Origin of the sequence: Marinobacter salinexigens (assembly GCF_008370345.1) — a bacterium.
Lineage (GTDB): Bacteria > Pseudomonadota > Gammaproteobacteria > Pseudomonadales > Oleiphilaceae > Marinobacter > Marinobacter salinexigens.
In genome coordinates this window covers 16360-30337 of the sequence record NZ_VTUU01000008.1, presented here as the reverse complement: position 1 = coordinate 30337, position 13978 = coordinate 16360, and the positions used below count along the sequence as shown (strand labels likewise).

18 protein-coding genes are annotated in these 13978 nt (G+C 56.7%); 10 read left to right on the top strand and 8 right to left on the bottom strand.

The window, feature by feature from the left end:
* Positions 1-35: 35 nt before the first annotated feature.
* Positions 36-257 carry a hypothetical protein gene (locus tag FWJ25_RS14965; RefSeq protein ID WP_149601073.1) on the top strand — a complete coding sequence of 74 codons (222 nt, stop codon included), beginning with the start codon at positions 36-38 and terminating at the stop codon, positions 255-257.
* 6 nt (positions 258-263) lie between these two features.
* Here FWJ25_RS14965 and FWJ25_RS14960 read toward each other — a convergent pair whose 3' ends face one another.
* Complete coding sequence (locus FWJ25_RS14960; protein ID WP_149601072.1) at positions 264-1088, bottom strand: M90 family metallopeptidase; 825 nt, start codon at positions 1086-1088, stop codon at positions 264-266.
* A gap of 164 nt (positions 1089-1252) precedes the next feature.
* On the opposite strand from FWJ25_RS14960, the gene FWJ25_RS14955 reads away from it, so the two are divergent.
* Complete coding sequence (locus tag FWJ25_RS14955) at positions 1253-2314, top strand: GGDEF domain-containing protein (RefSeq protein ID WP_149601071.1); 1062 nt, start codon at positions 1253-1255, stop codon at positions 2312-2314.
* On the opposite strand, the gene FWJ25_RS14950 is transcribed toward FWJ25_RS14955, so the two are convergent.
* A complete protein-coding gene (locus FWJ25_RS14950) occupies positions 2232-3269 on the bottom strand; it encodes a ribonuclease Z (protein ID WP_149601070.1) in 1038 nt (345 codons plus the stop codon). The two genes, FWJ25_RS14955 and FWJ25_RS14950, sit on opposite strands and share 83 nt — an antisense overlap.
* 187 nt (positions 3270-3456) lie before the next feature.
* On the opposite strand from FWJ25_RS14950, the gene FWJ25_RS14945 reads away from it, so the two are divergent.
* On the top strand, positions 3457-4311 hold the full coding sequence (locus FWJ25_RS14945; protein ID WP_149601069.1) for a crotonase/enoyl-CoA hydratase family protein: 855 nt from the start codon (positions 3457-3459) through the stop codon (positions 4309-4311).
* Entirely contained in the window at positions 4312-4911 is a 600-nt protein-coding gene (locus tag FWJ25_RS14940; RefSeq protein WP_149601068.1) for a CPBP family intramembrane glutamic endopeptidase, read from the top strand. It begins immediately after the preceding gene.
* A 16-nt stretch (positions 4912-4927) separates the two neighbouring features.
* On the opposite strand, the gene FWJ25_RS14935 is transcribed toward FWJ25_RS14940, so the two are convergent.
* The 3 genes from FWJ25_RS14935 to FWJ25_RS14925 are packed head-to-tail and all read right to left on the bottom strand — an operon-like array spanning position 4928 to position 6803.
* The gene (locus FWJ25_RS14935) at positions 4928-5332 is read right to left on the bottom strand and encodes a DUF2721 domain-containing protein (protein WP_149601067.1); all 405 of its coding nucleotides are present in this window, start codon (positions 5330-5332) and stop codon (positions 4928-4930) included.
* Between the two features lie 12 nt (positions 5333-5344).
* A complete protein-coding gene (locus FWJ25_RS14930) occupies positions 5345-5914 on the bottom strand; it encodes an NnrU family protein (RefSeq protein WP_149601066.1) in 570 nt (189 codons plus the stop codon).
* A 16-nt stretch (positions 5915-5930) separates the two neighbouring features.
* Positions 5931-6803 (bottom strand): LysR family transcriptional regulator ArgP, encoded by an 873-nt coding sequence (locus FWJ25_RS14925; RefSeq protein ID WP_149601065.1) that lies wholly within the window; start codon positions 6801-6803, stop codon positions 5931-5933.
* A gap of 100 nt (positions 6804-6903) precedes the next feature.
* Between FWJ25_RS14925 and FWJ25_RS14920 the strand changes: the two genes are divergently transcribed.
* On the top strand, positions 6904-7512 hold the full coding sequence (locus FWJ25_RS14920; RefSeq protein ID WP_149601064.1) for a LysE/ArgO family amino acid transporter: 609 nt from the start codon (positions 6904-6906) through the stop codon (positions 7510-7512).
* On the opposite strand, the gene FWJ25_RS14915 is transcribed toward FWJ25_RS14920, so the two are convergent.
* Positions 7505-8587 (bottom strand): alpha/beta hydrolase, encoded by a 1083-nt coding sequence (locus FWJ25_RS14915; protein WP_149601063.1) that lies wholly within the window; start codon positions 8585-8587, stop codon positions 7505-7507. The two genes, FWJ25_RS14920 and FWJ25_RS14915, sit on opposite strands and share 8 nt — an antisense overlap.
* Before the next feature lie 109 nt (positions 8588-8696).
* Here FWJ25_RS14915 and FWJ25_RS14910 point away from each other — a divergent pair, with 109 nt between their 5' ends.
* Together FWJ25_RS14910 and thpR are read left to right on the top strand one after the other, a co-directional pair.
* A complete protein-coding gene (locus FWJ25_RS14910; RefSeq protein WP_149601062.1) occupies positions 8697-9011 on the top strand; it encodes a putative signal transducing protein in 315 nt (104 codons plus the stop codon).
* 39 nt (positions 9012-9050) lie between these two features.
* A complete protein-coding gene (gene thpR, locus FWJ25_RS14905; protein WP_149601061.1) occupies positions 9051-9617 on the top strand; it encodes an RNA 2',3'-cyclic phosphodiesterase in 567 nt (188 codons plus the stop codon).
* Here thpR and rluF read toward each other — a convergent pair.
* Positions 9614-10561, bottom strand: coding sequence for a 23S rRNA pseudouridine(2604) synthase RluF (rluF, locus tag FWJ25_RS14900; protein ID WP_149601060.1), 948 nt, complete (start codon positions 10559-10561; stop codon positions 9614-9616). The genes thpR and rluF overlap by 4 nt on opposite strands.
* An 86-nt stretch (positions 10562-10647) precedes the next feature.
* Here rluF and FWJ25_RS14895 point away from each other — a divergent pair, with 86 nt between their 5' ends.
* The 3 genes from FWJ25_RS14895 to FWJ25_RS14885 all read left to right on the top strand — a co-directional run bounded on the left by FWJ25_RS14895 (position 10648) and on the right by FWJ25_RS14885 (position 13097).
* Positions 10648-11256, top strand: coding sequence for an ABC transporter ATP-binding protein (locus FWJ25_RS14895; RefSeq protein WP_149601059.1), 609 nt, complete (start codon positions 10648-10650; stop codon positions 11254-11256).
* Entirely contained in the window at positions 11243-12046 is an 804-nt protein-coding gene (locus tag FWJ25_RS14890) for an ABC transporter permease (protein WP_149601058.1), read from the top strand. Before FWJ25_RS14895 ends, FWJ25_RS14890 begins: the two co-directional genes overlap by 14 nt.
* A gap of 67 nt (positions 12047-12113) precedes the next feature.
* A complete protein-coding gene (locus FWJ25_RS14885) occupies positions 12114-13097 on the top strand; it encodes a CobW family GTP-binding protein (RefSeq protein ID WP_149601057.1) in 984 nt (327 codons plus the stop codon).
* Positions 13098-13113: 16 nt separating this feature from the next.
* On the opposite strand, the gene FWJ25_RS14880 is transcribed toward FWJ25_RS14885, so the two are convergent.
* Positions 13114-13935 carry a DUF6160 family protein gene (locus FWJ25_RS14880; RefSeq protein WP_149601056.1) on the bottom strand — a complete coding sequence of 274 codons (822 nt, stop codon included), beginning with the start codon at positions 13933-13935 and terminating at the stop codon, positions 13114-13116.
* Between the last annotated feature and the right edge of the window lie 43 nt (positions 13936-13978).

Below are 13978 nucleotides of genomic sequence, written 5' to 3'. Positions count from 1 at the left end.
CAAATACCCGGAATCCAGTGGCAGAAAGTTATCTTATGGATCGTATCGACGAGCTTCTCGAAACCATACCCGATGTGCGGGATGGGTTGACCCGCACGGAGCGGATCATTCTCCATGTTCTCAACGAAGCCCAGAAGGAGCTGAACGGCCGTAACGTGCCTACGGTGATGCTCTATGGGCGAGTGGTGGAATACGTGAATATCTCCGAGGCGGAGTTACACGAGTATCTGTACCGGCTGGGTGTGAGCCGGAACTGACCCGGCTTAGTGCTTGAAATCCCGCGGGTCCAGGCGGTAGTAGTTTTTCAGTGCCTCGAATACGTCTGGCTGAACTTTGTGGATGTGCCCGGGCTGCTGAAAAAACGCTTCCGTCAGCACCGCGAAAAATTCGGCGGGTTGGGTGGCCCCATAGGGATCCAGCCAGCTATGACTGTGGTGTCTGAGGGAACTGCGCAGGCTTTCATAGGCCCGGCTCATGGTTTGCTGCCACTGTGCAGCGAACTCTCCGCTCAGGGGTGGTGCGCCATCGGCGGTACCGTCCAGATAATCCAGTTGGTGAGCAAACTCGTGCAGGATCACGTTATGTGGGCCGTTGGGGTTGTGAGCGCCTTCTTCGCATTCCGACCAGGCCAGTACCACCTGGCCGCGGCTGGAAGCCTCGCCGGCCCGGACCTGTTCATTCATGTGAACGATCATGCCGTCGTGCCGCGGTGCCTGAACCCGGTAAATATCCGGGTAGACCAGGATGCTCCGGACTTCGTCATACATAGAAAAAGGGCGTGCGAGAATCAACAGGCTGGCGTGGCCGGCAATGGTGACCCGGACCCGATCGCTGATTTCAAACCCATCACAACCGTAAAAGTCTTTCTCGGCGAGAAAAAGCTGCACGTGGTTTTCGAGCTGTTTCTTTAATGCTGCTGGCAGTGCGCTATAAAGCGGGACATCGTTTTCCAGTGTCTGACGCCAGACACTGGGGAAGGGCTCTTCCAGTTCCTTCCGTCGGCGCCAGTTACGGAAGTAAAACAGGTAAAATACGGCGAAACTGATGAGCGCAATAGCGAAGATGGCAAAAACCAGTGGTGATGACATTCTGTTTTAGTATCCGGTCCGCAGAGTGTTCTCAGATCTTATGGTGTTCAAGCATAAAAATATGTCGGAATAATTTGCAGTTATTTTCAATTTGAGCGCGCAGATTGAACAATAACGGGTTATCTTTAACCGACTCAACCGGATTACTCCAGTAAAAGGAACGTATGAACCCCTCGTCCTATTACGAGCCTGCCCGCAATCGCCGCCCGCAGTTCTGGCGACTTGCTATGCGCTGTACCCAGATTGCCGCTACCGTTGATATTGCTTTTTTCTTTCTGTTCTTGTGGTTGGGGTCCCCCATCCTCGCCTGGATCAATATCATCAGTATCGCTTTATACGCTGGCGCTTACTATGCCTTTAAATATCGCCGGAACCGATTGGCCGTCGCACTGATCTGGGTTGAGGTGCTTGGCCATGCAGCGCTTGGAATCACGATGATCGGTTGGGACAGTGGGTTTCATTACTACCTGCTTATGTTCATTCCGGCGATATCGGTTGCGGCGTCCAAACGGTCGGCTGCCATCGCGCTGTCTGTGCTTTGGGCTTACTACGTAGGCCTGGATGTCTTGATGTGGAATATCGAGCCAGTCCAGCCGATCAGCGAGACCGCCTTGCATCTGGTGCAGTTGTTTAACCTGACCGTGGTGTTCGCCATGTTCAGCTATCTCGCTTCGTACTATCTGCAGATGGTGGTGCGGGCCCAGCGCAAGCTCAAGGAGATGGCCACCACAGACCCGTTGACGGGCCTGTTCAACCGACGTCACATGCAGTTTCTGGCGGAAAGCGAACTGGCCCGTTTCGAGAGAAGCGGCCACCCGGTTAGTTTCCTGTTGCTGGATGCGGATTACTTCAAGGCCATTAATGATAAGTACGGCCACGAAACCGGCGATCAGGTGTTGGTTACGCTCTCGCGCCTGATACGCGACGAATTACGTACGCAGGATCTGGTGGCCCGTTGGGGTGGGGAAGAATTCCTGGTTCTGCTTCCGGATACCCGCGCCGATAGCGCCCGGGGCATTGCCGAGCGCATCCGCGCCGGCCTGGAATCCTTTCCCTGGAAGCAGGTGGCTGATCAGAACCTGGTGGTTACCCTCAGTGCGGGAATCAGCGAACTTCGTGAGGGTGATGACCTGAATTCGGTCATCAATCGTGCTGATCACGCGCTTTATCGTGGGAAGGGCGCTGGCCGGAACCGGGTTGAGCTGGAAACCCTTGAGGTTCTGTAGCTTCCAGAATACCGTTTCGTGACAGTTGGTAGCGGGCGAAGTCCCGGGCCATAAACAGGTTTCCGCGATACAGGCCTGCTGCCTCGGCTTCCACTTCGCCTATGTAGGGCTTGGTGTTGGGGTTGTACTGATACCTTGAGCTGAAGTGGGTCAGGATCAGGTTGGGCAGTCCAGCCGACTGGGCAAAACGGGCAACCTGCGCCGCGGAACTGTGTTGTGGCCATGAGCCGACCCGATCTGCGACCTCCTGTGTGTAGGTGGCTTCATGAATCAGGACCTGCGCCTTGTTGCAGGCCGCAGCGAGCAAATCCGGGTTGTCGTTATCACCACCAATCACCACCTTGCGCGGAGCGCGGTTGACTGTTGTGTAGTCCCCGCTTCGGATCAGTGTGCCATTGTCCAGAATTACATCCTCGCCTTTCTGAAGTGCTCCCCAGGCAGGCCCGGCTCCAATGCCGTCAGCCACCAGCTTTTCCTTCAGTAATTGCCGTTCCAGATTCTTCTCGGTAAACGAGAATGCGCGGCAGGATACCCGGTGGGACAGCTCGGTGGTGGTGACTTGCAGGGCGTGGTCTTCCCAGTAAAAGTCTTCGGCTTCGGAATCAAGGAACTTCAGCTCGTAGCTGAGACTGGAATCAGTATTGCCGAGAGCGCTCTCCACGAAGTTCCAGACCGGCCTCGGCGCAATCAGGAACAGCGGCTCCGTGCGACCGTTCATGGAGGCGCTGCAGAGAAGCCCCGGAAGCCCGAAGGTGTGATCACCGTGGGCATGGGTGATGAAAATGGCCTGCAACTGCATCACCGATAGCCGTGTTCTCAGCAGCTGGTGCTGTGTACCTTCACCGCAATCGATCAGGTACCAGTGCCTGGGTGCTCCGTGTTGCAATGCCAGGGCTGTGACATTCCGGGCTTTGGTCGGCATCCCGCCGGAGGTGCCAAGAAAGGTAAATTCCATAGCTGCTCCCGATTCGTTGTCCTGATGGCTGAGGCTGCCCTGGCAGGCAGAGGCAATTCCGTTGAACGTATCAGATTTTTGATGCCTCGGGTTGTTTGCAGATGGTTAGGTGGGTAATTATGTGTGCTTTGTCGTCCAGGCGTTGTTGCCTGGGGTCGGGTACATAACAAATTGAAGGAGACTACCCTTGTCTGATCTTGCCTCATACGAATGCTTCAGCATCGACGTTAAGGATTATATCGCCCATGTTCAGCTGAGTCGCCCGGAAGCGATGAACTCCATGAACAAGGCGTTCTGGTCGGAGCTGCCCCAGTGTATGCGGGATATTGAAGCCAATACCGATGCCCGTGTGATTGTGATTTCAAGCACTGGTAAGCACTTCACTGCAGGAATGGACCTGGCTGTATTTTCCGACCCTAAGGCTCTGCCTATGTCTGGCGACCCGGGGCGTATGGCTGAAAACCTTCGTCGGCTTGTTCTCCAGTTGCAGGACTCGCTGAGTTCTCTTGAGAAAGTTCGCCTGCCGGTACTTGCAGCCATCCACGGCGGCTGTATCGGTGGAGGTCTGGATATGGTGTGTGCAGCCGACAGCCGCTACTGCACGCAAGATGCGTACTTCACTATCAAGGAAACCGAGCTGGGCATGACAGCGGATGTGGGGACCTTGCAACGCCTGCCCAAGCTGATGCCAGAGGGCGTGGTTCGTGAACTGGCTTACACCGGTCGAAACTTCTCTGCCAGTGAAGCTCAGGCGCTCGGCTTTGTAAACGCGGTATACGCTGATCAGGATGCCATGCTGGAGGCCGTGATGGGTATTGCGGCAAAAATTGCAGCTAACTCGCCTCTGGCGGTAACCGGTTGTAAGGAAATGCTCAACTTCACCCGGGACCATTCAGTGGAAGACAGCCTGAAGTACATGGCGACCTGGCAGTCCGGGATGTTCCGCCCGGGGGATATGATGAAAACCTTCCAGGCCAAAGCGCAAAAACAGGCGCCCAGCTATGAGCCTCTGCTCCCTGTGAAGGGCATTTTCGGAGCGTAAATGGCAACAGGGCAAAGAAGCTCTGGATTATCTGCGCGGGCCGCCCTGATGTTCCAGGGTGGCATTGGTCTGGCTGGTCTGGGGCTTATCTGGTTGTTCGCCATTCCGGTGCAGTGGGATGGGCTCGGTCTGATCCGGGTTGTTGTCTTCGGTGCTCTCGGGGCAGCAATCACCTATCTGGTGTTGTTGCTGCTCTCTCTCGTTCCCGGGTTGTTTCCTGATGATCTGGAACGCCAGATGCGAGGGCTTTACCACTTTGCACGCAGCTTCCCATGGACAGTTCTGGCAGCCTTGTCTGCTCTGGCTGGGGTGGGGGAGGAACTGCTTTTTCGCGGAGCAGTGCAGGGCTGGCTGACGGGCACTGTTGGGCCGTGGATGGCGTTGATTGTTTCCGCCGTCCTTTTTGGCCTTGTCCACTACGTATCTTTTACCTATTTCCTTGTGGCAACCGGGCTTGGTGTGGTTCTGGGCGCTGCCTATCATTTCTCCGACAGCCTCGCGCTGGTGATGGTCTGGCACGGGCTGTACGACATGATGGCCCTTTTCTTTCTTATCCGATTCCCCCACTGGTTTGGCATTCAGAACCAGGATGCCAGATAACCAGCAGGTAAACGCCTCAGGCCTGCTCCCCGCCTTTCCTGGCCTCGAAATTGGCCAGTTCCACATTGATGGCATTGGTCGAAATCTGGATTTCGTACAGTGAGTAGAGCAGTGAAAACGACAGTAATACCAGGCTGATCCCGAACGCGATGATTCCAGGCATTTCCAGGCCAAGGAATAGCAGGAACATGGACACCGTACACAGGAAGAAGCTCAGGACACCAAAGGACTGCATTCGCTTGGTAAGGACAATGCGTTTTCGGAGCATGCCAATCTGCCTGGCAATCAACCCGTGGTCTTCCTCAGTATCCATTTGCTTGAGCTGGCGGATCAGCTGGGCTAATACCAGGAATCGATTGGTGTAGGCGAGCAGGAGCAGTGAAATTGCGGGGAAGAGAAGGGCAGGTGTGGTCAGGTCCAAGAGTAAATCCTTTTAGACGGGGGATACGCCGATGAGCCATTGATGGGCCCAGAATACCGTAATGAAGTACACCGCCAAACCACCGATCACCGAAATCACATCATTTGCACCGGTTTTCGGCATCGTGATGATTGATCGCTGGGTGCGGCGTTTCATGGAAATCCGGTCTGCCACTGCCCAGGCGAGGAAGGCTCCAAACAGAAGAACATCGTGCACCATACCGTTTGCCAGCAGATGGGCCAGGGCCCAGAGTTTTATGGCAACAAGCATGGGGTGCTTCAGGGTGGCTTTGATCCGGCCAGGAAAGTACGTGGCGAAAAACAGGGGGAATACCGGAATCAGCAGTAGCATGGCGACGTGCCTCAGCCAACCCGGTGGCGTATACAGAGCCGTTGGTTCGAGGCGCGCTGCGGCATAGCCGATGACGATGAGGACCAACCCCAGCAAAGAGATAATGGAGTAGACGCCTTTGAAGGGCCACTCACCCAATGATTGGCAAAGCCTGTTCCTGAGCGGTTCGTTGAAAATTGATAGTGAATGAATGCCGAGGAATACGACCAGTCCTGCTATGAGCATTGCCATTTTGGTTGCCATCCTTTTATGCCAGTGAATCAGCGTCAGTGAGCGCTTGGGTCAGGCGATCCATCGTGTCGCCTCCATGGCGCCAGAAATGCCAGTATAGTTCGACACGAAGTTCATTTCCCGGAGCAATGTTGACCAGTTTTCCCGCCTGAATCTCTTTACGGGCCTGTAGTTCCGGCATCATGCCATACCCCATGCCGGCAAGCGCCAGTTTGATAAACCCCTCGGACGACGGACACAGGTGGTGCGGGAAGCTGCCATGGTAGCCTCGCTGGGCCAGGAAACGGTGCTGAAGCTGATCGTCTGGGCCAAACACAATTACTGGTGCGCATTGTAGGGCGTTTTCGGTCAGTCCGTTGGGAAAATACCGGGCGATATAGTCTGGCGAGGCGAGCGCCAGATAGCTCATTTCGCCCAGTCGGATGCTGCGGGCACCGGCCACCGGTTGTGAACTGCTGCACAGGCAGGCGGCCACATCGCCCTCGCGCATCTTTCTGAGCCCGATATCCTGATCTTCCACCACCATATCCAGCAGCAGGCCCTCCCTGTTGCAGAAGCTCCCGATGGCATCTGTCCACCAGGTGGCAAGACTGTCGGCATTCAGAGCGATGCGCAGCCGTGCGGAGGGTTCCGAAAGGGTCGGGATGGATTGGCTCAGATCCCGTTCAAGCAGTTTTACCTGTTGTACGTGGTTCAGCAGGCGCTGCCCCGCAGGGGTCGCTTTGATGGTGGGGCTTCGGGTGAGTACAGGCTGGCCAAGCCGGACTTCCAGAGTACGAATGCGTTGCGAAACGGCGGACTGGGTAAGCCCCAGAGCAGCGCCTGCGCGTTCGAAGCCACTGCATTCAATGACGGTCGCCAGAGCTTCAAGCAGTTTGTAATCAAGCATTAGAGAAACTTATCCATCATTATGGTTATGAATTTCCAGTATATCGAAAACTCTATATCCTGCCCTCATTCATCAGGGTACAACGACTTCAGGGGGCGCAGTGCTGGAAAGTTATCTGACAGGGTTGGTGGTTTGTGGCGGCATCATCGTGGCGATTGGTGCCCAGAATGCCTATGTGCTGAGCCAGGCGATCCGTAGGGAGCACCACTGGTGGTCTGCGGGCTTTTGTATGTTGTCGGATGTTCTTCTGTTTTCACTGGGTATGTTCGGCGTCAGTGCGGCTCTGATGGCAATGCCGGAGGCGCTGGAAATCCTGCGTTGGCTCGGCGTTGCTTTCCTCGGCTGGCTGGCGATCCAGGCAATTGTCAGGGCCAGTCGCGGCCGTGCCGCGCTTGAAGCGGGAGAAATTACCCGGAGGAGCCTGAAGGGGGTGTTGTTTACAACCCTGGCCGTCACCCTGCTCAACCCGCAGGTTTATCTTGATACCCTGCTGCTGATCCCTGCCATTGGTGCCCAGCAGGAAAACGCCACCACCTTCGTGGCGGGTGCCAGCAGTGCGTCCATCCTATGGTTTGGCGGACTTGCGTGGGCCGGGTCAGCCTTGGCGCCTGTTCTCTCCAAACCAGCAGCCTGGAGAGTGATTGATGGTGTGATCGGCTTGATGATGGCGGCCATTGCACTGCAATTAGCGTTCGGCGGGCTTAGCTGATCCCGGGCGTTGAGGTCTGTCGAGAACCGGCGGCTTCCACATCCTGCAGAAAATTCTGGATATCTCCAAAGGCATCCTCGGCCTCGGGCAGTAACGGGCCGAAGATGTGCCATACATGAACCATTCCGGGCCAGGTGTGCAGGGTGACCTGAGAACCCTGAACCCGAGCCTTGCCGGCGTATCGGCGGGCGTTGTCCAGCAGCATTTCGGTGTCGCTGGCGTGGATCAGGGTTGGTGGCAGGTTGTGCAGATCTCCGCGCAGGGGGGACGCCACAGGGTTGGTTGGAGACACCCGAAAGGCGGCCCAGGTTGCCCACCAGATAACCGGTAGCGGAATCTTTGCCAGACCGCCGAAAACCGGGCCCAGCAGTGGGTCGGTGCCGATGTTGTTGCGATTGCTTGGCGCGGTCATGGTCAGATCGGTCGAGGGTGAAAGAGCGATGGCGGCGTCTGCCTGGCGCAGGCCGTTATCGCGAACCCAGGCGAGCAGGCCAAGTGTATGACTGCCTCCTGCGGAATCCCCGGCTATAGCCATGAATTCGGATTTTTCCGGGCCGTCCGGGCCGTTGTCCAGCAGCCAGCTATAGGCCCTGCGACAATCCCTGACGCCGTCCATGTAGCGGTGTTCCGGCATCAGTCTGTAGTCGACGGCAAAAACGGCGGCGTTGGCGATGTGCGACAGCCGGTCGGTCACTGTGCGGTGGCTTCTCGGGCTTCCCGCTGCCCAGGCGCCGCCGTGAATGTAAAGCAACCGGCGCCGGGTGTTCACTCCCGGTGCAATGACCCACTCGCCCCGGGGTTCTGGTGAGTATCGAAACTCCGATTCCAAGGCGATGCCTTCGCTTAGACCGTCCATGTGCTTGCGCAGAGCCATCAGACGCGCTTTCCCCTTAAGTCCTCTGGAGCTCTCGCCAAGCTCATGTATGCGCCCGAGTACCTCGCGGTTAGCCTCGCTGGGCGTTCCCTCCCGAACTGGGTAGTCGTGGCTATCCAGGTGAGTCAGGTCTTCCAGCCGGAACAGTATGAGGGTTGCCGCAATGATCAGCGCAATGATCGCCAGCAGTATCCAGAGCATAGGGTCGTCGCCTCCGATTAGCTCCCGGGTGAGGAGCGAACTAAGATGAAGATGATACCCGTTCGACGCAACGGGTTCTGCCCTTTCAGGTCACAGAAGGAGTAGGGCGATGCAGATAGCGTATCGAGCAAGAGACATTACCGAGGCTCACATTGTGGCAGGTTTGCTTGGCGCCAACGGAATAGAAGCCTATGTGGGTGGCCACTACCTCCAGGGGGCCCTCGGCGAGATCGGAACGTCCGGATTCACCAATGTGCACGTCGCCGATGAGGATCTCTACCGGGCACGGGAACTGGTGCGGGATTATGAGGCGGGAAGTCATTCGGTAGCCACGTCCGATGCCCTGGAAGACAAATCGGACACCTACGCTCGCTGGTTCCTGTTGGTGTTTATCGTTCTGATCTTTATGCTGCTTCACCTGTAGTCGTCGATGAATATGGTTACGGATTAGCGGGGAGGCTGCATGCCACGGCTGTTTTTGGGGCTGGAACTTCCAGCCAGCGTGAAGGCTCAGCTTCTGAGGGTGGCCGGTGAAACATCCGGGCTTGAAGGTGCCCGGTGGCAAAGCGCCGGGCAGTTGCATCTCACGCTTGTGTTTCTGGGCGAGGTGGCGGATGCGCGGTTGCCGGAGGTTGTCACGTCCCTTGAAGGGCTTTCATTGCCAATGTTTGACCTGGATGTCTGCAGTCTCGGGTGCTTCGGCTCGGCATCGGCTCCTCACAACCTCTGGGCGGGCATTGAGCCGGAGGAACCGTTAGCAGCGTTGCACCATGAGCTGAGAACACGTCTCGAAGGAATCGGTTTTGCTTTTGAATCCCGTCGATTCCGGCCCCATATCACCCTTGCGAGGTTTCATCGGAGAAGAGGCTCCGTGGAAGCGCTGCTAGGAAACTGGCGCGGCAGCGAGTTTGGTGCTTTCCCGGCAGAGGCAGTCTCGCTGTTCCAGAGTAAGTTGAGGCCGGACGGTTCCGAGTACTCGGTCATCGAGCGTTTCCCCCTGAACCGGCCGGTTCGGGGGGAAGAGGGTTAGCTCCGTTTCGGGCTGCGCTGTCGGTTCTTTGAAGGCTTGCCGGGTTTGCCCTGTCTGTCAGGTTTGCCTCTGGAGCCGGGCTTTCCGGATTTCGCCGGCCTGTTTGCTCTATCCGGCCTTGCTTGCTTTCCATGACCGCGGGATTGGCCCCCGCCCGGGCGACTGGAGCGGCCTTTCGCAGGCGCTGGCTTCACCGCCTTCTGGGTGCCCGGAGGCGCTTCTGAGGAGGAGTCCTTGATGGCATCAAAGAGGACCCCCAATTCCTTTTTGCTCAGGTCCCGCCATTGCCCCACGGGCAGGTTGCCCAGCTCGATATTCATGATCCGGACCCTCTCGAGCCGCGTCACTTCGTAACCGAAGTGCTCACACATCCGGCGAATTTGGCGGTTGAGCCCCTGGACCAGAGTGATCCGGAAAACGAAGCGGGATTCCTGGCTGACCCGACACTTTTTGGTGACGGTACCGAGAATTGGAACCCCGCTCGCCATGTTCTGGACGAACTCGCGAGTGATCGGTTTGTTGACCGTGACCACGTACTCTTTTTCATGATTGTTGCCAGCTCTGAGAATCTTGTTCACCAGATCGCCATTGCTGGTCATGAAAATGAGCCCCTGGGAGTCTTTGTCCAGGCGGCCGATGGGGAAAATTCGGGTATTGTGGCCAACAAACCGCTGGATATTGTGTCGTTCTGCGCTGTCTGTCGTACTGACAATGCCTACCGGCTTGTTGAGTGCAATAAAAACCAGGTCTTCCTCGGCCCGGGGAGTAACCAGTTGGTTGTTAACCTTCACCGAATCGCCGGGCATGACCTGATCCCCAACCTGGGCACGCTGGCCGTTGATGAACACCTTTCCTTGCTCAATGTAACGATCAGCCTCGCGGCGAGAACACAGTCCGCTTTCGCTGATGTATTTGTTGAGGCGTTTGGAGGCGGTGCTGGTCATGAATAGTCCGGGCGCAGAAAATGAGAAAGCGCATAATAACAGGTATATTGGCGAGAAAAATCCGATCCTGACTTCCCGGGGCCTCTGTGACGACACTGACGATTGAAGCACTTTCCATCGGTATGCTTGCCGGAGTCTCTTTGTCTCTTGGAAGCGGAGAGGTGGTCTGCGTGTCCGGACCATCCGGAAGTGGTAAAAGCCGCCTGTTGAAAGCCATTGCGGACCTGGAACCCCATGACGGTCGGGTGTGCCTTGACGAAACGCCTCAATCATCCATGCCGGCCAGCCGTTGGAGGCAACAGGTGATGATGGTTCCTGCTGACAGTCAGTGGTGGTTTGAGACTGTGGGTGAGCACTTTCCTGATGGCCGGGAAGCGGATGGGCTTGCAGAGTTCGGGTTTCCAGAAGAAACCATGGGATGGACGGTGGATCGATTATCCTCCGGCGAGCGTCAGCGATTAGCGTTATTGCGGGCGATGGCCCGGGAACCGTCGGTTTTGCTTCTGGATGAGCCAACGGCAAACCTGGATGGCGCCATGACAGAAGTGGTGGAAAGGTGGTTGATGCAGGCAATCCGAAAGCGGGGGATGCCAGTACTTTGGGTCGCCCATGATAATGACCAGATCCACCGGGTGGCTGACCGACACTACCGGATCTTGGGTAGTAATCTGGAGCTTGTTGATGGAAGTCATTGATCTTGCCTGGTGGAAGCTGGCGCTCACTGCGTTGCTGATACTGGCACTCGGAGCCGTCAGCGTGGCTGCCCGTTTGGGCATCGTGCGGAGCCTGCTGATTGCCAGTGTCCGGACCATTATTCAACTGACGCTGATCGGGCTGGTTCTGGAGGCCTTGTTTGCATCCTCGCATTTCTATTGGGTAGCACTGCTTGCCTTCATAATGTTGCTGGTTGCAGGCAGGGAAGTCGTCGCTCGCCAGCAACGGCGACTCATTGGTATCTGGTCATTCGGAATAGGCACTGGCGCAATGTTCGTGTCGTCCTTCACCGTCACTGTACTGGTTCTGACCGTGGTGATTGGTCCGCAGCCCTGGTACTCACCGCAATATGCCATTCCATTGCTGGGGATGATGCTGGGAAACACCATGACCGGCGTTGCCCTGAGCCTGGACCGCCTGACAGAGTCAGTCTGGAGCCAGCGTGCGGTCATTGAAAACCGGCTCATGCTGGGGGAGACCTGGCGTTCCGCTCTGGAGGATATTCGCAAACAGGCCATGCGCAGCGGCATGATGCCTTCGATTAATGCGATGGCGGCCGCCGGGATTGTCAGCCTGCCCGGGATGATGACGGGGCAAATTCTGGCCGGTAGTCCGCCTTCCATCGCGGTGAAATATCAGATTCTCGTGATGCTGACCATCGCCGTTGGTACCGGTTTCGGTACGTTGATTGCTGTGTCCTGGGGAAGCCGGCGGATGTTTGACGAGCGTGAGCGACTCCGGCTGGACCGGTTGGTGAAGGTTGGGCGGTAGCCCCCTCAGGTTTCGTTACCGCCCTTGGTTGTTATAGTATAACGTTTTATCTGGCGGCAGACGTAATATGAAGCAACCCATCCCGACGAATCTTATCCTTGGTTTTCTCGGCGTCGGCAAAACCACTGCCATTCTCGAACTCCTGAAATCCAAACCCGACAATGAAGTTTGGGCTGTACTGGTCAACGAGTTTGGAGAAGTAGGCATCGACGGTGCCCTGCTGCAAACCAGTGGCGCTTTTATCAAAGAGGTACCCGGCGGTTGCATGTGCTGTGTTGCGGGTTTACCTATGCAGATCGGTCTGAACCAACTGATCCATAAGGCCAGGCCGGATCGGCTGATTATTGAGCCAACCGGGCTTGGTCATCCTTCTCAGATTCTGGAAACGCTCACAAGTGAACACTATGCGGATGTGCTCAAGCTGGGCCCTGTCATCACGCTTGTGGACCCGAGGAAGCTTGAGGAACAAAGAGTCCTCGACAATGTGCAGTTTCGTGATCAGGTGGCTGCGGCAGATATTCTCGTAGCCAACAAGACGGACCTTTGCAGCCCCGGACAGATGGCCCGGTTTGAGTCATGGGCTGCTGACCTGAAGCCCTCCAAGTCAGCTGTTTTCCAGACCCGTTATGGCCATCTGAAGGCTGACTGGCTGGATGGCAATACCGCCTTGCCAGAGGTGTCTGATCCCGGCGCCCATCACCATCACGATCATTCCCATGGTGTTGCGGAGAGAGTCTCCATTGATGTGGAGCCCTGGCAGATAGCCGAAAATGCCGGGCAGGGATTCTACAGTGTGGGCTGGCGGGTGCACCCGGATGGAGTCTTTGAGGAACGTGCACTACTGGTCATGTCGATGGACAGCCACTTCGCGCGTTTCAAAGCTGTGGTTCGCACTGAGGAGGGCTGGCGAGCGATCAACGTGGTTGATGGAGCATTGTCCGTGCTGGATACCGAGCCCCGGGAGGAGTCCCGGCTTGAAGTGATCAGCCCGGAGCCGATTGAGGCTGCCGGGCTGGATCAGCAATTGCGTGAGGCCCTCAGGGAAGGCTGATCACGTCGCGCCGGGATCAGTGGCCGTAGATGCGCATAGCGGTATTTTCAACCGCAAGGTTGTCGATGGTGAGGGAGCCGATGGAGGTTCCACCGACCAGCACCTGACCGACAGTCATGTCTGCCCGGAAGGTGTTGAGGTCTGCTGCCAGCGCTTCACCGCCGTTGGCGCGGGTACCGTTGTAGATGTCCATGTCGACGGTCGCCCCCAGGGTCAGGATGCCGGGGTTTTCCAGGTATTGGTCGCCGGTTAGTTTCAGGTCACGAATGCCCAGAGCCAGGAACGGGATGTCCACATCCAGGTCTGAAATACCAAACATGGTGTTCAGGTTGAGAGTGTCGGTTGCCGTATCAACGGTGATACCGAGTTTGGTCACGGCGCCGACCATCGAGAAATTATTCGCCAGCAGGGTGGTATCGGTATGGCCTTCCAGCATCCACTCACCGGTGCTGACGCCGAAATCAATGGGGGCGGCGGTCAGGGGCCAGACATTGATCAGCGCATCCCCATCATCCGCAATGTCGATCTCAATCTTGATATTGTCGATCAGGTCGCTGGTGGTGCCGAACGCCATGTTGCGGATGGCCGGATCGGTGATTTCTTCAAAAAGATCCGTGCGGTTTGCACCGCCAATGGCAATGTCGCGGATCGCCAGTGAGCCCTCGTCGGTGTATCTGAATTCACCGATATTGACCTTGGTCTCCAGCTCAATGGTGACACCGGCCTGGCCGGTAATGTTCCCCATGAGGTTGTCTTCCAGCGGTTTGAGTTCTGCCTGGGCTGCAAGGGGCAGGCCAGCCATCGCCAGCACTAATGTTGATGTCTTCAGGCTTTTCATCTCAGATTTCCTTTATTTTTTATCATTCGGATGCCTGCCGGCG